Source organism: Acinetobacter halobius (assembly GCF_044130335.1).
Lineage (GTDB): Bacteria > Pseudomonadota > Gammaproteobacteria > Pseudomonadales > Moraxellaceae > Acinetobacter.
Window position 1 is genome coordinate 12,136 of sequence record NZ_JBIQOD010000027.1, and the last position, 21,196, is coordinate 33,331.

The window sequence follows — 21,196 nt, forward strand, 5'->3', positions numbered from 1 at the left end:
AGGCAATTGGGTTAAACCCAATCTTAACGTTTGTCCAGTGGCACCCAGTCAATCACCCAAGCTGACTTCATGCCGAGGCTTGCATCTGAGGTAATCTTCTTGCGAGCTGCATCGGCAGTATCACGGTCTTTGGATGGTCCCACCATAATCCGCACGCCTTTAGAGGTTGGACTTTTAGTGACCTTATAGCCCTTAGCACGAAGCTTGGCAGCCAGAGCATCTGCATTGGCTTCATTGGCAGCCAATGCCACTTGTACCATCCACTGCTTATCGCCATGCTCAAGCAAATCACGCGCTTTTTCAGCTTCCGCCTTCTTCTTGGCTTCATCAGCTTTACGCTTTTCATCTGCCTTACGTTTGTCTTCCGCTTTTTTCTCAGCATCGGCTTTACGTTCGGCTTCTTTTTTCGCTTCAGCCTTACGCTCGTCTTCTGCTTTACGTTTAGCCTCAGCTTCACGTTTGGCTTTATCTTCAAGCGCTTGCTTTTCCGCTAAGGCTTTTTGCTCAGTCAGTTTTTTTGCAGCAGCTGCTTTTTCAGCCTCAGTATGCGCTTGTAGCTTTTGCTGTTCCAACTTCTTTAGTTCAGCCGCTTTGTCCGCAACAATTCGTTGTTGCTTGGCTTTTTCATCCTCAACCAATTCGGGTGGAATGTTGTCCGAGCTTTGCTGTGCGGCATTGCGATGTGCATTCAGCGCAGCATACTCTTCTGCGGCCTTACGTGCAGCATCGGCTTCGGCTTGTTGCTGCATCGCTAAAAATTCAGCCGCACGAGCTTCTTGTTCAGCAACTGATTTTTCACGTGCGACACGTTGCTGTTCCAGTAAGCGTTTTTCTGTTTCAACATCAACCGTTAACGACTGAGGTTGAGCTAACTCACCTTCAGCATTACGTTGCACAGATTGTGTCGCAAGCTCTGGTGTTTTAATATTATTTTGATGTATTTCTTCTTTGCCTTTAAGAAGTAATGCTGCCAAAAGGACACCACCACCTAATAAAACAACGCCACCCATCCAACGCTGTTTGCTATTCATTGACATTCTTCCAAATACTCCCATACCGCTTCTAAGGTATGAAATGAACCACATACCAAAATCAGCTGATTATTCTTTGTTTCATCGAGCGCTGATTTAAAAGCCAATTTCACACTGTCAAAGTGCTGCACCTGTTGTCCTAGCAATGCTTGATCCAATTGTTCAATTGGTGCTGCACGCGGAACAGTTAATGCCGCAATTTTCCACATTTGTATGGTGTCTTTCAATAACTCTGTGACAGATTTCACATCTTTATCTGTCAACATTGAGAAAACACTGACTACTTCAGTGTACTGTTTATTGTATTTTAGGAAATTTCGCAATTGATTTAATAAAAAAGCAACACCGTGCGGGTTATGCCCTGCATCAAAAATTACGGTTTTATTCTGTATTTGGCGAATTTCAAAACGACCTTGCAATTTTGCGTTTTGAATTCCTTCAGAAATAGCCGCTTGAGTGACAGTTAAACCACTCAATAAAACAGCAGCAACGGCTGTTGCGATATTTTCAACCGCGAGTGAACCCTGCGGTAATTTTAATGTTGTACCAGAGGATGCAAACATCCACGACCGATCATGTTCACTAGGTTGATAAAAATAGTCACGATTCACTGCATATAATGTGGCAGCACAAGCATCCACTTTATCAAGAATCGCTTGAGGAATGTGTTGTAAGCCGCCGAACACCACAGGAATATTGGGACGGATAATACCTGCCTTTTCAAAGGCAATTTTTTCAATGGTATCCCCCAACCAGTCAGTATGGTCTAAACCAATATTGGTGATCACCGCAACATCGGGCTCAATCACATTGACCACATCTAAACGACCGCCTAGACCCACTTCAAGGACCCAAACATCACAGGCTTGGTCTTTAAAAATGACAAAAGCCGCGAGTGTCGTCGCCTCAAAAAACGAGAGGCTTAAATCACAATCACGGCGCGCTTGATCCACTTGCACAAAAGCATCAACCAAACTTTGGTCATCAACCTCTACCCCACGCAATTTAACTCGTTCATTAAAACGATAAATGTGCGGTGACTGATACAGTCCCACTTTATAGCCTTGTGCATTTAAAATGGCAGCTAATGTGGTGGTGGTCGAACCTTTTCCATTGGTTCCCGCTACAGTTAAAACTTTGGCATCAGGTCGTGTCACTCCAAGCTTTTCAGCTACTGGAATGACGCGTTCCAACCCTAAATCAATACCCGTAACGTGAACATGGCCCCAATAATCGAGCCATGTTGCTAAAGAGTCTGTTGCAAGTGGTGCTGTGTTCAAGACAAATTCATCAGTTTCGCGACAATACGATAAACTGTATCACGTAATGCGTGACGGTGGACAATTTGATCGATTACACCATGATCAAGCAAGTATTCAGCACGTTGGAACGGCTCTTCTAACTTTTCACGCACAGTTTGTTCAATGACACGTTTACCCGCAAAACCAATCATCGCTTTTGGCTCTGCAATATGCACATCACCGAGCATCGCTAAAGATGCCGTTACACCACCGTAAACAGGATGCGTCAACACCACTAAATAAGGCAGACCTGCATCTTTCATTTTTTGGATAGCCGCTGAAGTACGCGCCATTTGCATCAAAGACAACATACCTTCTTGCATACGCGCACCGCCTGAAGCAGCAAAGCAAATCAAAGGTTGTTTGTCCGCAATGGCTTTTTCAGCTGCTTGCACAAAGCGGTCACCAACTACCGTACCCATTGAACCACCCATGAAGTCAAATTCAAAGGCACAGGCAACCAAAGGAATACCTTTAAGCAAACCCTGCATCACAACTAAGGCTTCAGTTTCACCCGTTTTGCTCTGTGCTTCAGTCATACGATCTGGATATGGCTTTGAGTCAACAAATTTTAGCGGATCTTTGGCTTTAAATTCTTGTCCCAATTCTGTTTGCACTTGGTCAAAGAACCAATTCAAACGATCCCGGGCTTTCATACGCAAATGTTCATCACACTGAGGGCAAACATAAGCATTAAATGACATTGCAGTACGTGTAACAAGTGCATGGCACTCAGGGCATTCTATCGTTGGTTCTGTAAACGTCGCCTTGAGTGAGGTTTGCTCATCAGGTACTTGAATACCGGGTACACCACGTTCAGTCCATGGCGTCGATGGGCTTAGGATTTTCCCTGATTTAACATCTTGACTCATACTAACTCATCGAGCGCTGCTCGAAGCTCCTTGACTTTATTAACCGTTTCAACCACGGCTTGTTCTGGTGCTAAGCTTGCAAATTGCTTAACAAAAGCACTACCAACAATCACAGCATCAGCCACTCCGCCCATTGCTTTGGCAGATGTCGCATCACTGATCCCAAAACCAACACCGACAGGAATATCTGTTTCTGTTTTAATTTTTGCAATTCGGTTTGCAGCTTCAGCAACATCTAAAGTTGCTGCACCTGTGACCCCTTTTAAAGACACGTAATAGATGAAACCACTCGCCTGTTTCACCACATGTTTAATGCGTTCGTCCGTTGAGGTTGGCGCTAGTAAAAAGATTTGATCCATATCAAATTGCTTCAATACAAGATCAAGCTCTGTTGCTTCTTCTGGTGGTAAGTCCACCAGTAGAATGCCATCGACACCACATGCGTGCGCAGTCGATACAAACTTTTCATAACCAATCACTTCAACTGGATTCAGATAACCCATCAATACCACTGGGGTCTCTTGATCCTTTTGACGGAACTCTTTGACCATATTCAAAGCATCTAAGGTATTGGTGCCACCTGCCAATGCGCGCTCTGCGGCAAGGGCAATCACAGGACCATCTGCCATAGGGTCTGAAAATGGAAGACCGAGTTCAATCACATCAACACCCGCCTCGACCATCTGATGTAACAAAGGAACTGTTACCTGTGGATGAGGGTCACCAGCCATAACATAAGAAACCAAAGCTTTACGCTGTTGAGATTTAAGCTGTCCAAAACGAGTGGCTAAACGTGACATAGGGTTGTGCTTTCCTTAACTTGTTTAAAATTAAAACTACTGAGGAGTTGGCTTTGTAAAAATACAAGACGCTGCATTGTAACGCTATTTTTTACTCATTGAATAGAGCACATTGCGTTCACGTTCCAATTCATTTTTCGTCAAATATTTTCAGAACAACCGTAAAGCACCATTTACTGATATTTCGGTTTTTTTCTCAATGATCAAAGATGCCTAATTTTAGGAAATACCAAAATGTCTAAGTTTTAGATAAACTTATTTTTATTTGCAAAAAAATGATAAAAATAGGCGGTTTAGCTTTTACATTTAAAGTTTTATGAAATAGCAAAACCTGCATTATACTACGCACATTCTTTCATTTCTCTATCTCCTATGACCACCGATAACTCAGGTTTAGTGCAAGCACGTGCGCTTGCGCTACTACCGCTTATTGTTTTTTTAGCCATTTTCTTAGGCAGTGGTATTTACCATTCTGTGATTGGAACCGAGTTTGCGTTCTATCAAATGAAAGCGCCTGTTGCGGCCATTCCTGCCATTATTTTGGCAGTATTGATTTATCGCGGTGAGCTGAATCAAGGCATCGAAACCTTTCTGCGCGGTGCAAGTCACCCGAACCTCATCTTAATGTTCATGGTGTTCATGCTGGCAGGCGCATTTGCCAGTACCACCAGTGCCATTGGTAGTGTAGATGCTACAGTGCAAATGGGCTTGTCTGCGATTCCACCAGCCTTTGTGCTGCCCATGCTATTTATTATTTCAGCGTTTATTGCAACAGCAATGGGCACCTCGATGGGCACGATTGCAGCCTGTGCACCGATTGCCTTTGGTTTCTCTCAAGCCACTGATATTGCTGCGGTCTATGCCATAGGCGCAGTCGTAGGCGGTGCAATGTTTGGTGATAACCTGTCAATGATTTCGGATACCACCATTGCCGCTACCACCAGTCAAAAAGTTCAGCTTCGAGACAAGTTTCGCGTCAATGTCTGGATTGCAGTACCTGCAGCTTTAGTCACGATCGCGATTTATGTCTTTAGCATCCATCAAACCGAAAGTATTCAATCCAAAGACTTTAACCCTTGGCTGGTATTGCCCTATGTGGTGGTGTTTTTCCTCGCCTTCAGTCGTTTACACGTGCTTGCTGTACTCATGGTTGGCGTGGTGCTCTCTGGAGTGATGGGATTGATTGCACAGCCAGAATTTACAGTCATTCAACTCAACACAGCCATCTATGATGGTTTTGTCGGTATGTTTGAAGTGGCGTTACTGTCGATGTTCTTAGGCGGTCTTTCGACCATTATGCAAAAAGAAGGTGGACTCGACTGGCTTATTCAACGCATTTACAGCCTAACCCGTTTATTTAAAGTCGGTCGCGAGCGTGCAGGTGAAATTGGATTGAGCTTTTTAGTGGTTTTCTCCAACATTTTTGTGGCCAATAACACTGTAGCGATTATTTTATCGGGCGATATGGCACGTGAAGTTGCTAAAGAATATGGCGTAGACCCAAAACGTGCAGCCGCTTTACTCGACATCTTTTCATGTGTGGTACAAGGACTGATTCCCTATGGCGCACAACTTTTATTGGCCTGCTCGATTGCAAAGCTTTCTCCTGTCGAACTCATCGGCAGCATTTACTACTGTTGGATACTGGCGATTTTTGCCATTCTTGCGATTGCGTTCCGTTTTCCACGACTGAAATCGGTCTGATCCTTTCATACATTTCAGCGCCTCGCCAAAGGCGCTTTTTTATTCCTGCTGTTATTTCAGTTGTCGTTTCAACTGTAATAAGGTCTGTCCACTATGCTGTTTATAAGCACGCGCTAAAGCAGACTGCCCCGAGTAGCCGAGTTGAAAGGCAATATCAGTCAAACTTAAATCTTGTTGAAGCAACTGCTCACACTGCTTCATACGCTCACATTCAAGCACTTGCTTAAATGAACTGCCTAAGTCTCGTAGCTGGCGCTGTAAGGTCCGCGTAGACCAATGTAGCTCACTTGCAATGTGCTCGATTTTAGGGGCTTCCGCATGTGCTTTAAGATAATCCGCCACGGCACTATGAATCTGTTGTAATACGCTTTCATAACGAGGTTTGAGTGCAATGGCAACCTCTGCTTGTTTCAGTAAAAGCTGTGTTAAGGAAGGATCAGCAAAGCCCGATTTTAAGCTCAAACTGTCTGCACTCATCACATAGGCATAGCAGGCTTGATTAAAGCTCACTTCACAGCCATAAAACTTTTGATAATGATAGAGTGCCATCTGCGCAGAATGGGCCATTTGGATTTTTAAGAACTGTAATTGATCGGGGAAAATTTGCTTAGCCAAATGCACCATCGAGGCCATGGTCATTTCATTCAGCATTGCATATTTTTCATGGTGGAACGGCCATGTCAGCCATATTTCATTGCCCTGTTGTTGCATGTGAATCGGCGTTACTTCCGCCCCATCAATCACCAAGCGACTAAAGCGCATAACATACTGTAAGGCTTCAGCCACGCTATTACTTCGAGTCGCCATATAGCCTAGTACACCAAAGTGTTCAGGACGAATCAGCTTAGCCATTTCCATGGTTAACTGTGGACAGTCCAACTCCGTTTGCGTGAGCTGTAAAATCGTATGAAAAAAAGAAAAAGGCGACTGAGTATCAATCGGCAGTCTGAGCACATGCTCTAAGTTCACTTTATATGGATTTAAAACATCGAGATGATGAAAATCAATGTCCTGCTGTATCAGGTACATATTCCAGAGCTGAAAATAACCATTGGGAATTTGTAATTCTTGCATGACGGCCTACCCGCTATTTGACATGCGACATTTTCATATTGGCGTAAAATGTATAAAAAAAGGCAATATCTGTCAAAACAAACTGTATTTTCTCCGACATACTGCAATCATCCAAGGCAAATGAAGTAAAACAAAATGAATGCCATTGTTAGTGCCCCTATTGAACCGGTTGTACGAACCCAACTTAATTTTAAGCTCGATGAAGTGCCCCGTTTTTGGTTTGGTGGCGACCCATTTCGGACCCGCATGTTTGATGCACTCAGCCTCACATTTCCCGATGGTGAACGCTATTTTATTCAAAGCGTGCGTTTATTTCGCGATCAGATTACAGACCCTGACTTAGCGCAGCGCGTAACCGATTTTATTAAACAAGAGGCGCAACATGGCATTGCCCATGACAAAATGAATCAGGTCATGCGAGAACAAGGCATGCCCGTTGACCAATTTATTCAACGTTTAAATAAAATCTTTAAATTTGAACTGAGTAAACGCTCGCCTCAATACAACATTGCGATGACTGCCGCTGCGGAACATTTAACTGCACTCATGGCAGAAACGTTTTATAGCCACAAAACAACCTTAGCAGAAGCCCATCCCTATGTACGTGCTTTATTTGCATGGCATGCCATTGAAGAGATGGAACATCGTGATGTGGCGTTTGATGTCATGAAACAAGTCGGACATGTTCCAGAAGTGACCCGTTTGTTTGCACTGGCCTTTACCACGGTGATGATGTTTGGTTTCACCACCTACCGCGCAGATGTCATGCTCAAACATGATGGTTTTAGCCGCCTGCAACGTTTGCAAATGATGCGTAAAGGGCTGCCATGGTTCTTTGGACAAAAAGGAATACTGTCTCGGATGCGTGGGCAATATTTCGATTGGTTTAAGAAAGACTTTCACCCAAATCAACATCCTGTGATTGCACAGTATGATGTTTGGATCGACACTCTAGCAGAAACGAATGATCCAATTTTAGCGGGCGAAGCTTTTTGGCAAGCTGGGAAATAACGTGAAAAACCATAACCAATAAAAAACTGGCACTGAGCCAGTTTTTTATTTACGCTGTCACCACTTTGCATAATGCTGTTCAAGTAAGCCATATTCATTGAGAAAGATAAGCTCTTGCTCACCCTGCTGGATCGTACCACTAATCTTGGCTTGCCACTGACTAAACTGGCTGCCGACCAGACGTAAATTGAGGTTTTCAAACCGACGCCAACCCGTCGTCACGGTTAAATGCAAACGCTCATCTAACGAACGAATCGTCCAGCGACCTTCTTCTTCCATCTGAAACAAAACATCACTCACTGTGTATAATTTTCCATTTATCCACAGACAGTTTTCATTACCAAAACTTTCATTTACACCAGAAGCTAAATTGAGCCCAATGCGTCTGCCCTCAGCATCCCAAAAATTGCATGATAACCAAAACCAAGCGGTTTCAGGTCGAAGAAAACCACAGGTATCGTCTAAAGAAGCCAATGTCCGATCATTGAATTGGATTATCTGACCTGCTTTATTGGTAAAAAATCCTTCACAAGCCAAAGTTGTGAGTTTTTGTGTGTAGGTCCAACCATTGATTCCTGTTGGGCTACACATACTAAGCGGTTCTGTACTGGCACAGAAAATACGTGCACTCAGTTTAATTTCACCATACTTGGTGACTTGAACATAGCGCACCCCATTGGCATGCTGAATTTCAATTTGGAAAGGCGAGTTTGAAAACACGCTTTGATTATATAAAGGCTGTTCATCCAATACGGTTTTACGTGCTAAAAAATTCACTGCATTCCATTCAAGCACTTCATTTTTAAGATGATCATAAATATAAACAAAACCATGTCCTGCCCAAGCAATATCGGCAATTGCAAGACCAATGGTATAGTGTTCATGTTGAATGCTGCAAAACTTAAATTTTTTATATTTCAGTTTCTTACGCCATCCCGTAAGCACTTCACCATACGGAGTTTTATACTGATATTTATCTAAATCAATGGTTTTTGGAAGTTCACTAAACCGACCATAATGGGGTTGTCCATTGGACTGTATCAAATCCATTGATGCTCTATCCTTAAGCAAAAGTTAATTAATATCCGTATGCTTATTATGCCTATAATTTTGGCACTGAACAGCATTTAGTTTATTTTTTCATCAGCTTCTTATGAAAAGAAATCAGATTAACATTTTGATGTCTTTATGTTTTCATCCTAGCACTGAATACGCACTCAGCTTAATTCAACATTAAATACGTATTTTCCCATACATTCTGTGCAAACTCAGCTTCAACCAACAGCACATAACGTCCATGTATGCAATCAATCGCAATACAGTCATCGACGTCTAAAACACGATCTGTATGTTGCTTTTTCCACTTTTGATCAAAATGTAGTTTGCCAAGTTGTTTGGCTTCCGCTGCATGTGGAGCAACAACGAGTACATAACGATGCAACTCCCCAAATTCACGTGTGTCATAGCCACCTAAATTTATGAGCCACAATTTTTCATCTGTGGCTTGAGGCTGAACATCACTAAATTGTATTTGGTATTTTTTCCCCGCACTTTCAACACCATTTAGCCGTGCCCAAGCATCTATATGTAAGCCTTTTTGTTCGCCAAACCATGCATGTTTAAGTTGCGGGTAACTGTCTTCTAAACTATCAGCGACTGCAAATACAACATCATGGACTTCGGTATTGGCACGTACATGACGGCCACCAAGCATGACCATAAATAGGTTGGGCATTCTATTTCCTTTAAATTGATGAAGTTACTTTTCTTCTAAATGCTTCAATATCAAAGCTTTCTTTAGCATAAATTGCCGCCCCCTCAATTCCTCTAAAAATAGTAGCGGCATTGATTGAATAAGCTGAACAATATTGTAAAAGTTCAGCAGCATATTTTTGGGGTAAAGAAATTTTTAATAATGCTTGTATCTTTTTATCAGCAACCAGCTCATTTAATAATTTAAGCTGTTTAATTCTTTTAGGTTTCTGTTCAAAAGTTAATGCTGTTCCTCTAACCAAGTTTTGACGAACTAAAGTAAAACAACCCAGTTGAGAAGATATATTTTGATTAGCACTTTTAGGAACTTCAATAATTTCAAAGTTTTTTTCAGTACCATTGTTCAGTAAATTTTCCTTTTCGGTATCAAATATCCAAACCGACAATAGATCATCAAATGATGGTTGTTTGATAGCTTGAGAAGCAGCGAAGTAACATGCAACCAACGGACTTTTTGTCCAATCTAAAAACTCTGTCCATACACCATAATGCTGGGCAAAAGCGATTAACTCATACAATTCAGCATGCGGCCATGCCTTAGTTTTAAAGACAACTGCACTATCGAACTCGTTAAAATGATTATCTCTTAAAGCTTTGGAATCGAAAGGAATTTTTGATGAATTTAAATCACAGCCGTTTATAAATTCCTTTAAACGTACCCAATACATAAAACAAAGTCCATCAAATGTGTTTGATAAAATTTGGTCTGCAGGTGAATGTCGGAATAAACTAGGCTCTAATTCCCAATTTGAATCTGCTTGACCGCGATAAATAAATTTACCATTCACACTTTCTAAGTATTGATTGATATTTTTTTTGTCTGGTCTAATGAGTTCAATAAATTCATCCACATTTTCTAAAATGATTTCTTTAAAACCAAATCCCTCCTTAATTTCCATATCCTCTCCATCAATTAATCAACAAAAATAAAGCTCCAAAAGGAGCTTTATTCAACAGTCATTGTGAATTACATCTCAACCATTTCCACGCCATCAATACGTGCCACAGTCATCAAATCTTTATCCCCACGACCAGAAACCGTCGCAATGATAATTTGATCCTTAGACATGGTTGGCGCAAGTTTAGTGACATAAGCCATCGCATGAGAACTTTCCAGAGCAGGAATAATTCCTTCAATATGAGTCAAATCACGGAAACCTTGTAAAGCTTCATTGTCATTGATTGGCACATATTCAACACGATGCATATCTTTCAGGAAACTATGCTCAGGACCTACACCTGGATAATCCAAACCTGCTGAAATTGAATGCGTTTCAATGATCTGACCTTGTTCATCTGACATCAAATAAGTACGGTTACCATGTAAAACACCAACATGACCTGCATTTAACGGTGCAGAGTGTTTACCTGTTTCAATGCCATAACCTGCGGCTTCTACACCGTACATTTTCACATCAGCATCGTTTAAGAATGGGTAGAACAAGCCCATTGCATTTGAACCGCCACCTACACATGCCACTAAAGCATCAGGTAAACGCCCTGCTTGCTCTTGAATTTGTTTACGCGCTTCACGGCCAATAATTGACTGGAAGTCACGAACTAACTGTGGATATGGGTGTGGGCCTGCAACCGTACCAATCACATAATAGGTTGAATCGACATTGGTCACCCAGTCACGCATCGCTTCGTTCATGGCATCTTTCAATGTTTTTGAGCCACTTTCGACAGGCACAACAGTTGCACCAAGTAAACGCATACGGTAGACATTCATGGCTTGACGTTTTACGTCCTCTGCACCCATGAATACCACACACTCCAGACCTAAACGCGCCGCGATGGTTGCCGTTGCGACACCATGCTGACCTGCACCCGTTTCAGCAATAATGCGTTTTTTACCTGACAGTTTTGCCAGTAAAGCCTGACCAATGGTGTTGTTCACTTTATGTGAACCCGTATGGTTGAGGTCTTCACGTTTTAAATAAATTTGCGCACCACCCAACTCTTTCGACCATCGCTCAGCATAATATAAAGGACTAGGACGACCTACATAGTAGGCGAGGTCACGGTCGAATTCTGCCAGAAACTGCTCATCATCCTTCATACGGAAATAGAGCTTTTCTAAGTCTTCTAATGCTGCCATTAGAGTTTCTGACACAAAACGTCCGCCATGGATACCGAAATGCCCACGTTCATCTGGGTATTGGGTATAGTCAATCACATTACTTTGCTGATCCACGATGGACTCCTTGCATGAAGTTTTCTATAAGTTGTTGGTCTTTTATACCTTTAGCGGATTCGACGCCTCCGCTGACATCTACAGCATAAGCCCCAGTCGTCTTTATAGCGTCTTCAACATTAGTGGGGGTTAAACCACCCGCTAAAATTAAAGGAATATCAAGCGTAGGGAATTGTGACCAGTCAAAACTGTGTCCTGTTCCCCCTTTGAGTTCAGGATGCCAGGCATCTAAGAGCACTGCACTTGCCCCTGCTTGTTGGAAACGTTGAACTTCTGCCACCACATCCAATTCAGGTTTGACTTGAATAGCTTTATACCAGCGTCTTCCTACTTGTGTCCCAATCACCTGACAGTCTTCTGGTGTTTCATCACCATGAAACTGAATGATATCCAGTGCCACTTGTTTTAACACATCCGCAATGTCATCCGCAGTGGCATTCACAAAAAGTCCAACAGTTTGCACATAGGCAGGCACATGTTGAATCAATTCTTTGGCTTGATCTGCACTCACATGACGTGGACTGGGCGGGAAAAATACAAAACCAATTGCATCTGCCCCTGCTTTGACCACAGCGTGAACATCTTGACTACGGGTAATCCCACAAATTTTGGCACGGGTTCGCATAGGTTATAACTCTGGCTCAACCCTATTTATAGCTGATCTATAAATAACAGGGCGAATCATTGTAATGCAATTTTTTCGCCTTGCGTAAAGTTCATCCTGAAAAATCTTTACATAGATTGTTTAATTCACATACAAACCTTATACTTCGCCCAAATGCAATAAGTCTGAGCACTATGCTTTAGGGAAGTTGGTGAGAGTCCAACACTGCCCCCGCAACGGTAAAACGAAACGTATATCTTTATAAGTGTTTGCACTTACATCACTGCACTCGTGTGGGAAGATGGATATACCAATATTGTTCGCAATATTTATATTTAAGTCCGGAGACCTGCTTATTGCGCCATTTAACTCAATCATTCACGGGGGGTGAATGTATGGAGCCAGCATGCCAAATTTATTTCAGCCTACAGCTTTAGTGGGCGCAATCGCTATTGCGATGGGTTTCTCCGCAACAGCATCTGCACAAGACAATACGAATGTTGTTAATGCTTCTTTAGACACACTCGTTGTAACTGCAACACGTTCTGAAGAAAAGATTAAAGACGTTCCTGCCCGTATTGCTGTGATTTCAAAAAGTGACATCGAAAAAAATCCAGCTCTTAACTTAAATGATCTAGTCAAACAAGATGCCGCATTAAATGTTGTTCAAACTGGTGGTCTTGGGCAAACAACTTCCATTTTCACCCGTGGTACAAATTCCAATCATACTTTAGTACTTAAAGATGGTGCTGCTTTAATTGAAGGGATTAATGGTAAAAATAATACCGAACTTTTAGATTTATCTGATGTCGGTCAAATTGAAATTCTTAAAGGCCCTGCTTCAGTTCAATATGGTTCTGATGCAATTGGTGGGGTAATCCAATTACTGACAGACACCCCAGAAAAAAATAGTGCATTCATTACTGGCTTATATGGTGAGAACAACACATATAAAGCACTGGTAGGATTAGATCTAGCTCAAGATGGTTTTTTTGCTCAAATTCGAGGTCAACGCTTAGAAAGTGATGGCACAGAAATCTTAAATACACAGAATAATGACCAAGCGAGCTATGACCAAAAAGGTTATAGCGCTAAGATTGGATACAAACAAGATAATTTTAAAACAAACGTATCTATTAGTGAAAATGAAGGAATTAATCACTATTTAGACTATTCTACAGGTACAAATACTGCTAAACGTGATTTTAAAAATCAATTGATCAACTGGAATGGTCTATACCAATTCACAGATGCATTAACTTTAAATGCCCGCTATTCAAATTATCAAGATGAAGCAACTTATATTGAAACGTATTCGTATGCCTATGATAGTGAGCGCAATGAAGGTGACATCAATTTAAATTGGAAGTTCACTCCAAAACAAAACATTTTGTTCGGCGTATCAACGCAAGATACTAATGTGACTTATGATTACCTATCTGGGAAGAAAAACCTTGGGTCTACAGGGTATTACTTACAACATCAATATAATAATGCGGGCATACACACTCAAGCAGGTATCCGTTTAGAAGATGATGATCAATTTGGTCAACACACTGTAGGGCAAATAGCTGGACGTTTACAAATTGCACCGTTGACAAGTGTTTATGCCAATATTGGTTCTGCATTTAAAGCGCCAACAGCCTATCAGCTATATGCTGGTTTTTATGGGAATCAAGATCTCAAACCAGAAGAAAGTATTTCTTATGAAATCGGTTTAGATCAACAATTTAACTATGGTTTAAGTACAAATGCGTCTGTGTATTACACTAAAGTCAAAAACCTAATTGGATCAAATGCCTCATGGCAATATGTCAATATTGATGATGCCAATATGACTGGTGGTGAGCTCGGTTTAAATTGGAAAAAAGATCAACTTTTTACATCTGCTGAATATGCTTACGTAAAAACAGAAGATGAATCTACTGGGTTTGAACTCGTGCGTCGTCCACGTCAAACCTTTACCTTTACAGCAGGATATGATGACGGAACTTATGGTGTAAATACTGCTCTTGTCGCTCGTTCTCATGCAAAAGCTCAAGCAAGCCAAAACTCCGTTAAAATTCCTGGTTATGCAACGATTGATCTCAATGCATTTTGGAATGTAAATCCAAATATCAAATTGTTCACCAATATCCAAAACATTGGTGATGTCAAATACAAAGCAGTCTACTCAAGCACTGATACGTGGTACATCAATGGCGGTCGTTTTGCCTCAGCAGGAGTCACTTTCCGTTATTAATTTAGCGTAAAGACTCAAAAAAACAATTTAAAACAGCGCAGTTTATGGATAATGTTTTGACCGACATTATCCTTTTTTTCATTCTTTAGGCAGGACAAATTATGGGCCACCGTTTAAGTAAAATTTATACCCGTACTGGCGACTCAGGCACCACAGGTCTGGGCGATGGATCACGTGTCACTAAAGATGACCTAAGAATTACCGCACTGGGTGATGTAGATGAGCTCAACTCAACAATTGGCGTACTTCGTGCCCAAATTAGTGCAAGCCAAATCACAGACAAAGCAACATGGGATAAAAGCTTAAGCCTCATCCAGCACTGGCTTTTCGACTTAGGCGGTGAAGTGTGTATTCCCAACTATCATTTGCTCCAACCAGTTTGTATTGAGTTTCTTGAACAAGAAATTGACCGTATGAATGAAGACTTACCGATGCTGAAAGAATTTATTCTCCCTTCTGGTTCTTTAGCATGTAGCTATGCACACCAAGCACGAGCAGTATGCCGCCGAGCTGAACGTAGCTTAATGTCGGTACACACGCGTGATCAAAATATTCAAAGCACCGCGCTACAGTTGCTCAACCGTTTATCAGACTGGCTTTTTGTTGCATCCCGTGCCTTGCAACGAGCTGAAGGCGGCTCAGAAGTGCTTTGGCAAAAAAATATCAATGAAACCATTTAAACCGTTCTAAGTTTTTAAAGCGAAATGGATTCCTTATGAGTCTTTTAGATAAGTTCACTGGAAGACTTTCTAAGATTACTTTTCTTTCGGGAAAAGTAATCAAAACCATTTACCCATCGTGAAACTCTTCGGACTTCATTGCATATTGCCAATATCGCAGAAGCATTACACTCAAACTCAATCCGACCTCAAACTATTACACACGGCATTGGCGTATATCTGATATTTCCACCTTAGAATCTATCCCCCAATCCGATGTTTTAGCGCTACAATCAATCAAAAGACGTATAAATCAGGTTCAATATGAGAATCATCGGACATCGTGGTGCACGTGGCGAAGCCCCAGAAAATACCCTCGGCGGTTTTCAATATATTCATGATCTAGGCATCCGTGCGGTCGAATTTGATGTTCGTCAGCTCAAAGACCATGAGCTGATCATTATGCATGATGACAACATGCTCCGGACCACTGGTATCGACCAAGCACTCTACCCATTAAACAGCACAGAACTCGATACCTATAATCAAGCACATATTTGGTTAGACTGGGAAAAGCAAGGCACTCCAACTCTGCAACAAGCACTCCAGATTATGCAGGACTTCGAACATCTTGAGGTTGAAGTCAAAGCTGTAGCAACACAAGCAGAAGCGGAGCGACTGACACAACATCTCACACAGCAACTGAGAGACTTTGAGCAGAGTGCAGTCATCACCAGTTTTGATCTTAAAATCCTACAAGCACTCCAAGATCTACATTCCCCACTGAAACGGGGCTTATTAATTGAAGAAAATATTCAACATCTTGCAATTGAACAAGCGCATAAATACGGCTGTTGCCAAATCGGCTGGATGAACCAACTGGCAACCGATGACCTGTTAAAAGCCACACAACAAGCGAATTTGGCGATTAGCGTTTGGACGGTAAATGACATCGAGCGCGCCAAACATTTACGTGACTGTGGCATTGATGGATTAATTACCGATTTTCCTAAAATGATGCTACAACATTTGGCAGATGTTCATTGAGCAAGCCAAAAATTGACTTGAATTTTACATGAGCAGTGGGACTGAAAATGTTCACTTTTCATATTGATCGCTCTACTACTATAGTGCCTAAAAATGCTTCGATAATTTCGATATCTAAACATTCTTATTCTGTTACTGTTTAGTACAATACATCTGTACAATAATGCTAGTGAATCACGGTTCGCTCATGCTAATATGCTGTAGCTTAATCCATGCAAAAAGTAATGGATTGACCTTCCATTTATACCTCCCAAGGTTTCAGGAGTGCTGTTGGAGATGAATGCTCCCCTACCCAAAGCCCCATTTAACTGGGTTGCAATTTTTGCATTGGTTTTTCTTCCCATTGTGGCTGTCATTGCAATTCCGTTATATGCCTACCATCATGATTTCAGCTTAGCCGCTTGGATCAGTATGTTTGTATTACTGGGTGTTAGTAGTTTAGGTATTACCGCTGGCTATCACCGTCTATGGGCACACCGTGCTTATGAAGCAAGCTTGCCTTTAAAAATCATTTTGATGATTATGGGTACATTTGCAGTACAAAACAGTATTTTATATTGGGGTTCAGGTCACCGTACCCACCACCGCCATGTCGATGATATCGAGAAAGACCCATACTCGATTAACAATGGTTTTTGGTATGCACACATGGGTTGGATGCTTCGTGACTATCCATCAGCAGAACCTGACTTTAAAAATGCGCCCGATTTACTGAATGATAAATTGGTGATGTTCCAACACAAATACTATGTGCCCTTAGTGATCATCGTCCACACGGGTATTTTATTACCAATTGGTTGGGCCGTAGGTGACTTATGGGGCGTGTTATTGTTGGGCGGATTAATGCGTTTAATCCTCAGCCACCACGTTACGTTCTTCATTAACTCTTTATGTCATATGTGGGGCAAACGTCCATATACAGATGAAAATACCGCACGTGACAACTTCTGGTTAGCTATTGCGACTTGGGGTGAGGGTTATCATAACTACCACCACATTTTCCAATATGACTACCGTAATGGTGTGAAATGGTGGCAATATGACCCAACCAAATGGTTGATTTGGTCATGCTCAAAACTGGGTTTAGCTAAAAACTTACGTCGTATTCCGAGCTTTAATATCAAAAAAGCTGAACTTGCGATGAAGTTTAAGTATGCTGAGCAAGACTTAGAAGTTCATGGTCTGAATGTCAGTGATGACATCAGCTCAGCAAAAGCTCGTATTGCACAAGAGTATGATGCGTTCACCCAGACCTTAAATGACTGGGCAAAATTGAAAGAACAAGAAATTCAAGCCAAGAAAACGGCTGTAGCTGAAAAAATTCATCAAATGGATGAAAAGCTTAAAATTGAATTTCAATTGGTTGAACAGCGCTTAGGTCATCATCGTCAAACCTTAACCACACTGATGCGTAGCATTAAAAAAGCGCCTGTTTCACAATAATTGATTTCTAATAATCGTTTCAAAAGAAAGCTCCGCAAGGGGCTTTTTTTAGCAGTTCATAAAGGATAACAACATGGATATAAACAACATCCCATTCGGTATCACCAACTGGGCCGAGATACCCACCACACGCCATACAGGTGATCAAGGTTATGCCCTATGGCGCACGCAGCAATTTGACGCGATTCGCGTGCGTATGGTGGAGTATTCGGAGAACTATTTGGCCGACCATTGGTGTTCTAAAGGACATATCCTGTTGTGCTTAGAAGGCGAACTCCACACCGAACTAGATGATGGTCGTAGCTTTACCCTTACGGCTGGCATGAGTTACCAAGTTGCAGATCAAGCTGAAGCCCATCGCTCATCCACCTCAAAGGGTGCCAGGCTATTTATAGTTGACTAAAACAGTTGGATATATGTCTTAACACTAAAACTTTGCTATATTGATGGGGTTATGGCTTATCCCTTGTGATCTTTCACTATGCAGTTCAACTCACGCTATTCCCTCCTTCCTTCAAAGCTTTATCACCATCAACAGCCCCTTCCACTAAAAGGGGCAAAAGCAGGTCATTTCAATGCAGCCTTAGCAGAACAGTTGCAATGGTCTGAAGCTGACAAACAGTCTTGGGTAGAGATTTGTAGCGGACAGAAAACCTTTAGTGAATTTGAACCTTTGGCAATGGTCTATGCTGGACATCAATTTGGTCAGTGGGCGGGACAGCTCGGTGATGGTCGGGGTTTATTGGTCGCGCAAATTCTTGATCAACATGGTCAAACCATTGACCTGCATTTAAAGGGTGCAGGTTCTACCCCTTACTCACGTATGGGAGATGGCCGTGCGGTACTTCGCTCCGTCATTCGTGAGTACTTGGCTGGGCATGCACTGAATAGTTTAGGCGTGGCATCAAGTAACGCTGTCGGCTTTACCTCGTCAGCTCAAGGCGTGCAGCGGGAGAAATTGGAACTCGGCGCGATGATGTTACGTACATCGGACTGTCATATTCGCTTGGGGCACTTTGAGTGGATCAATCAGTATCAACCTAATTTACTCAACGAATTTACGCAAAAATGCATCGCATGGCATTACCCTGAATGTTTAGATGCGGAACAACCTGTTTTGGCATTTGCAACCCAAGTGATTCAACGGACTGCGGTCATGATTGCCAAATGGCAATTGGTCGGCTTCGCACACGGAGTGATGAATACCGATAATTTAAACATTACGGGTTCAACCCTCGATTTTGGCCCCTATGGTTTTATGGAACGCTTCCGTCCGAATTGGATTAACAATCACTCCGACTATCAAGGTCGCTATACCTATCAACAACAGCCGAGCATTGGACACTGGAACTTATGGACATGGTTGAATAACCTCATTCCGCTTTGTCCACAAGACTATGACAAAGAACAATGGAAGCAAGACCTTGCCACTTGCCTAGAGCACTATGAACCCACGTTCTTGGAGCACTACAAACTGGGTTTAAGTCAGAAAATGGGCTTACCTCATTTCCACACTGACAGTTTTGACTGTGCCATGACCTTCTTACGGATTCTACAAACCGAACAGCTCGACTACACACAGAGCTTTACGCGTTTGCAGAATAAACAATATGAAACAATTAAAGATGATTGTCTTGACCGCCGTCAGTTTGAAAGTTTCCTCGCGCAATATGAACAGATTCGTGTCAATCAAGACACAGTAGTACTCGATGCAGCCATGCAACAAGCCAACCCTGTTTATATCCTACGCAATCACATGGCGCAAAAAGCGATTGAACTGGCTGAGCGCAATGATTTCTCAGAAGTCGAACGCTTATTTGACCTCCTCAGCCACCCGTTTGAGCGGAATGTAGCCCTAGAGAAAGCTGAGGATGTAGCACCTTTATCAACCGATGTTCCAGAGGTGATGGTGAGTTGTTCCTCTTAAGCGTTTGACTTAAACTGTGGATAAATTAAACAATATCCACAGGGCTTCGCCCATTGAGTGATGATCACCATGTCCTTACACCTTATTGCTGCAAAAGCTGCACTTGCCCTGCCAGAAGTGACATGTACTCAGCCCTTTGGTGAGGGCTGTGATGTCTATAAAGTCATGGATAAAATGTTTTTGCTCAATTCATCTTTAAAGGGTATGGCTTTAAGTAACTTAAAAGTCACGCCTGACCACGGCGCGATGCTACGTGATATTTATCCGTATATTCATGCAGGTTGGCATATGAATAAAAAACATTGGATTTCAATTTATGAAGATGAAGAGTTAGATTCGGATTTAGTTATTGATCTAGTACAAAGTTCTTATGAGCTCGTGGTATCCAAACTGAATAAACGACAAAGACAGCGAATCGCTGCACTTCAAGCCATCACCTAAATATGTATTGAATGAACAGAATTTAATTACTCCTTTTACATTTTTCTAAAGCTGAGCCCTATCACTGCATCAAGCAGATCATAGGTTTGAATGCATATTATCTAGGCTGTGCAACTTTTCAACATTTTATATATTGTTTCTCTTTGGAAAAGAAATACAAAAATGAAAATGCAATGAATATTTGCTAGGTCAAAAAAAGCCCGACATCCTGTCGGGCTTTTTTCGTATCACTTAGCTAGGTATAACTCCTGTCGTACCTCACATCCTCGTGCTGAACTTATTATTTTTGTTTTATGTTTTGGAACTTCCTGTTCTCTATGACTGCATCATATAAAACATTTTAGGGCTGACCTAGACGCAATCCGCTTGAATAGTTGTAAGCAAAAACGTACATGGAAAAATAAGTTTAATTAGACTTACCCCCAAAATTATCCGCAGAAATTGTGGATAGTTTTCAGGACAACTGAAGCTAAACCTTACTCCTTAAAGTTAATTTTTGAGTACTTTAAAAGCAACTTGATAACCCACTGTTTCAATCTGTTGGAAATACAACCACTCTTTTCTCAATTTTGCTTATTTAATTATCTATACATATCAATCCGAAAAAACTGAGTATAAGCATCGCTCACTCTCCACCCAAGTTAATCCAAAAGCTATGGTGAACCTCATACGAAGACCCTCTGAGATTGAATGAAATCTAGGTCATTTATATGATCAGTTGCTTATTTGATCGCATTGTTGCAAAATTTGGATACTATCTCACAACCCAACCCTAAGTGACGTGCACATGGCTAGCAGAATGCTTCGCTGATTTGAATACAGACTCATCGACCTTGTCTAAAACAAACGTAAAAGTAAAAAGACAAATTAAAACATTATTCAAAATGCTTAAATTTAGTAATCAATCAGAATCCTAAACGATCAAAAAACCAATAAAAAAGGACTCATATTGAGCACTGCTGTCCCACAAATATCACAAGAAGAACCTCAGTTGAGGTTCTTCTTGCTTATTCCACTTTTTGTCAGGTAAAAACAGAGCCTTCAATGGTTTCCTTTCAAATAAGTTCACC

The 21,196-nt window shown here is 41.7% G+C and carries 19 protein-coding genes and 1 riboswitch; of the genes, 9 read left to right on the forward strand and 10 right to left on the reverse strand.

The annotated features are described in order from the left end of the window. Positions 1 to 23 precede the first annotated feature (23 nt). From ACE01U_RS16115 to trpA, 4 genes are read right to left on the reverse strand one after another with little or no spacing between them, the layout of a single operon-like run. Positions 24 to 1,037: an SPOR domain-containing protein gene (locus ACE01U_RS16115; protein WP_395579939.1), complete on the reverse strand. Its 1,014-nt coding sequence runs from the start codon at positions 1,035 to 1,037 to the stop codon at positions 24 to 26. After that, entirely contained in the window at positions 1,028 to 2,311 is a 1,284-nt protein-coding gene (folC, locus tag ACE01U_RS16120) for a bifunctional tetrahydrofolate synthase/dihydrofolate synthase (protein ID WP_395579940.1), read from the reverse strand. The genes ACE01U_RS16115 and folC overlap by 10 nt, the downstream gene beginning before the upstream one ends. Then, the gene (gene accD, locus ACE01U_RS16125; protein WP_086210400.1) at positions 2,308 to 3,204 is read right to left on the reverse strand and encodes an acetyl-CoA carboxylase, carboxyltransferase subunit beta; all 897 of its coding nucleotides are present in this window, start codon (positions 3,202 to 3,204) and stop codon (positions 2,308 to 2,310) included. The genes folC and accD overlap by 4 nt, the downstream gene beginning before the upstream one ends. After that, the gene (gene trpA / locus ACE01U_RS16130) at positions 3,201 to 4,004 is read right to left on the reverse strand and encodes a tryptophan synthase subunit alpha (RefSeq protein WP_395579941.1); all 804 of its coding nucleotides are present in this window, start codon (positions 4,002 to 4,004) and stop codon (positions 3,201 to 3,203) included. Before trpA ends, accD begins: the two co-directional genes overlap by 4 nt. 372 nt (positions 4,005 to 4,376) lie before the next feature. On the opposite strand from trpA, the gene ACE01U_RS16135 reads away from it, so the two are divergent. Next, a complete protein-coding gene (locus ACE01U_RS16135; protein WP_395579942.1) occupies positions 4,377 to 5,708 on the forward strand; it encodes a Na+/H+ antiporter NhaC family protein in 1,332 nt (443 codons plus the stop codon). A gap of 51 nt (positions 5,709 to 5,759) precedes the next feature. On the opposite strand, the gene ACE01U_RS16140 is transcribed toward ACE01U_RS16135, so the two are convergent. After that, positions 5,760 to 6,782: an AraC family transcriptional regulator gene (locus ACE01U_RS16140; protein WP_395579943.1), complete on the reverse strand. Its 1,023-nt coding sequence runs from the start codon at positions 6,780 to 6,782 to the stop codon at positions 5,760 to 5,762. Between the two features lie 135 nt (positions 6,783 to 6,917). Here ACE01U_RS16140 and ACE01U_RS16145 point away from each other — a divergent pair, with 135 nt between their 5' ends. After that, complete coding sequence (locus ACE01U_RS16145) at positions 6,918 to 7,793, forward strand: metal-dependent hydrolase (RefSeq protein WP_395579944.1); 876 nt, start codon at positions 6,918 to 6,920, stop codon at positions 7,791 to 7,793. Positions 7,794 to 7,850: 57 nt separating this feature from the next. Here the strand turns inward: ACE01U_RS16145 and ACE01U_RS16150 are convergent, their stop codons facing one another. The 5 genes from ACE01U_RS16150 to ACE01U_RS16170 form a co-directional block, all read right to left on the reverse strand. Beyond that, positions 7,851 to 8,843: a DUF2804 domain-containing protein gene (locus ACE01U_RS16150; RefSeq protein WP_395579945.1), complete on the reverse strand. Its 993-nt coding sequence runs from the start codon at positions 8,841 to 8,843 to the stop codon at positions 7,851 to 7,853. A 172-nt stretch (positions 8,844 to 9,015) separates the two neighbouring features. Next, positions 9,016 to 9,528, reverse strand: coding sequence for a DUF1543 domain-containing protein (locus tag ACE01U_RS16155; RefSeq protein ID WP_395579946.1), 513 nt, complete (start codon positions 9,526 to 9,528; stop codon positions 9,016 to 9,018). Positions 9,529 to 9,538: 10 nt separating this feature from the next. Then, a complete protein-coding gene (locus ACE01U_RS16160; RefSeq protein WP_279734104.1) occupies positions 9,539 to 10,465 on the reverse strand; it encodes an FRG domain-containing protein in 927 nt (308 codons plus the stop codon). 68 nt (positions 10,466 to 10,533) lie between these two features. Next, entirely contained in the window at positions 10,534 to 11,763 is a 1,230-nt protein-coding gene (trpB, locus tag ACE01U_RS16165) for a tryptophan synthase subunit beta (protein ID WP_086210407.1), read from the reverse strand. After that, on the reverse strand, positions 11,747 to 12,388 hold the full coding sequence (locus tag ACE01U_RS16170) for a phosphoribosylanthranilate isomerase (protein WP_395579947.1): 642 nt from the start codon (positions 12,386 to 12,388) through the stop codon (positions 11,747 to 11,749). Before ACE01U_RS16170 ends, trpB begins: the two co-directional genes overlap by 17 nt. 143 nt (positions 12,389 to 12,531) lie before the next feature. Then, positions 12,532 to 12,738: riboswitch (cobalamin riboswitch) on the forward strand. Positions 12,739 to 12,773: 35 nt separating this feature from the next. On the opposite strand from ACE01U_RS16170, the gene ACE01U_RS16175 reads away from it, so the two are divergent. From ACE01U_RS16175 to ACE01U_RS16205, 7 genes are all read left to right on the forward strand, one after another. Further along, positions 12,774 to 14,609, forward strand: a complete 1,836-nt coding sequence (locus tag ACE01U_RS16175) for a TonB-dependent receptor plug domain-containing protein (protein WP_395579948.1) — start codon at positions 12,774 to 12,776, stop codon at positions 14,607 to 14,609. A 101-nt stretch (positions 14,610 to 14,710) separates the two neighbouring features. Beyond that, entirely contained in the window at positions 14,711 to 15,289 is a 579-nt protein-coding gene (locus ACE01U_RS16180) for a cob(I)yrinic acid a,c-diamide adenosyltransferase (protein WP_110974682.1), read from the forward strand. 303 nt (positions 15,290 to 15,592) lie between these two features. After that, on the forward strand, positions 15,593 to 16,315 hold the full coding sequence (locus tag ACE01U_RS16185) for a glycerophosphodiester phosphodiesterase (protein ID WP_395579949.1): 723 nt from the start codon (positions 15,593 to 15,595) through the stop codon (positions 16,313 to 16,315). A gap of 276 nt (positions 16,316 to 16,591) precedes the next feature. Beyond that, positions 16,592 to 17,758: an acyl-CoA desaturase gene (locus ACE01U_RS16190; RefSeq protein WP_086210412.1), complete on the forward strand. Its 1,167-nt coding sequence runs from the start codon at positions 16,592 to 16,594 to the stop codon at positions 17,756 to 17,758. Between the two features lie 73 nt (positions 17,759 to 17,831). Then, the gene (locus tag ACE01U_RS16195) at positions 17,832 to 18,161 is read left to right on the forward strand and encodes a DHCW motif cupin fold protein (RefSeq protein WP_395579950.1); all 330 of its coding nucleotides are present in this window, start codon (positions 17,832 to 17,834) and stop codon (positions 18,159 to 18,161) included. A gap of 78 nt (positions 18,162 to 18,239) precedes the next feature. Next, on the forward strand, positions 18,240 to 19,685 hold the full coding sequence (locus ACE01U_RS16200; RefSeq protein WP_395579951.1) for a protein adenylyltransferase SelO: 1,446 nt from the start codon (positions 18,240 to 18,242) through the stop codon (positions 19,683 to 19,685). Between the two features lie 69 nt (positions 19,686 to 19,754). Beyond that, positions 19,755 to 20,126, forward strand: a complete 372-nt coding sequence (locus ACE01U_RS16205) for an MmcQ/YjbR family DNA-binding protein (protein ID WP_395579952.1) — start codon at positions 19,755 to 19,757, stop codon at positions 20,124 to 20,126. The last annotated feature ends 1,070 nt before the right edge of the window (positions 20,127 to 21,196 follow it).

Excerpts from the sequence above, each read along its gene's own strand:
- ACE01U_RS16150 (WP_395579945.1), bottom strand. The coding sequence starts at position 8,843 with ATGGATTTGATACAGTCCAATGGACAACCCCATTATGGTCGGTTTAGT.
- ACE01U_RS16115 (WP_395579939.1), bottom strand. The coding sequence starts at position 1,037 with ATGTCAATGAATAGCAAACAGCGTTGGATGGGTGGCGTTGTTTTATTA.
- ACE01U_RS16140 (WP_395579943.1), bottom strand. The coding sequence starts at position 6,782 with ATGCAAGAATTACAAATTCCCAATGGTTATTTTCAGCTCTGGAATATG.
- trpA (WP_395579941.1), bottom strand. The coding sequence starts at position 4,004 with ATGTCACGTTTAGCCACTCGTTTTGGACAGCTTAAATCTCAACAGCGT.
- ACE01U_RS16160 (WP_279734104.1), bottom strand. The coding sequence starts at position 10,465 with ATGGAAATTAAGGAGGGATTTGGTTTTAAAGAAATCATTTTAGAAAAT.
- ACE01U_RS16190 (WP_086210412.1), top strand. The coding sequence starts at position 16,592 with ATGAATGCTCCCCTACCCAAAGCCCCATTTAACTGGGTTGCAATTTTT.
- ACE01U_RS16170 (WP_395579947.1), bottom strand. The coding sequence starts at position 12,388 with ATGCGAACCCGTGCCAAAATTTGTGGGATTACCCGTAGTCAAGATGTT.
- ACE01U_RS16155 (WP_395579946.1), bottom strand. The coding sequence starts at position 9,528 with ATGCCCAACCTATTTATGGTCATGCTTGGTGGCCGTCATGTACGTGCC.
- ACE01U_RS16205 (WP_395579952.1), top strand. The coding sequence starts at position 19,755 with ATGTCCTTACACCTTATTGCTGCAAAAGCTGCACTTGCCCTGCCAGAA.
- ACE01U_RS16185 (WP_395579949.1), top strand. The coding sequence starts at position 15,593 with ATGAGAATCATCGGACATCGTGGTGCACGTGGCGAAGCCCCAGAAAAT.
- accD (WP_086210400.1), bottom strand. The coding sequence starts at position 3,204 with ATGAGTCAAGATGTTAAATCAGGGAAAATCCTAAGCCCATCGACGCCA.
- ACE01U_RS16200 (WP_395579951.1), top strand. The coding sequence starts at position 18,240 with ATGCAGTTCAACTCACGCTATTCCCTCCTTCCTTCAAAGCTTTATCAC.
- ACE01U_RS16145 (WP_395579944.1), top strand. The coding sequence starts at position 6,918 with ATGAATGCCATTGTTAGTGCCCCTATTGAACCGGTTGTACGAACCCAA.
- ACE01U_RS16175 (WP_395579948.1), top strand. The coding sequence starts at position 12,774 with ATGCCAAATTTATTTCAGCCTACAGCTTTAGTGGGCGCAATCGCTATT.
- ACE01U_RS16195 (WP_395579950.1), top strand. The coding sequence starts at position 17,832 with ATGGATATAAACAACATCCCATTCGGTATCACCAACTGGGCCGAGATA.
- ACE01U_RS16180 (WP_110974682.1), top strand. The coding sequence starts at position 14,711 with ATGGGCCACCGTTTAAGTAAAATTTATACCCGTACTGGCGACTCAGGC.
- ACE01U_RS16135 (WP_395579942.1), top strand. The coding sequence starts at position 4,377 with ATGACCACCGATAACTCAGGTTTAGTGCAAGCACGTGCGCTTGCGCTA.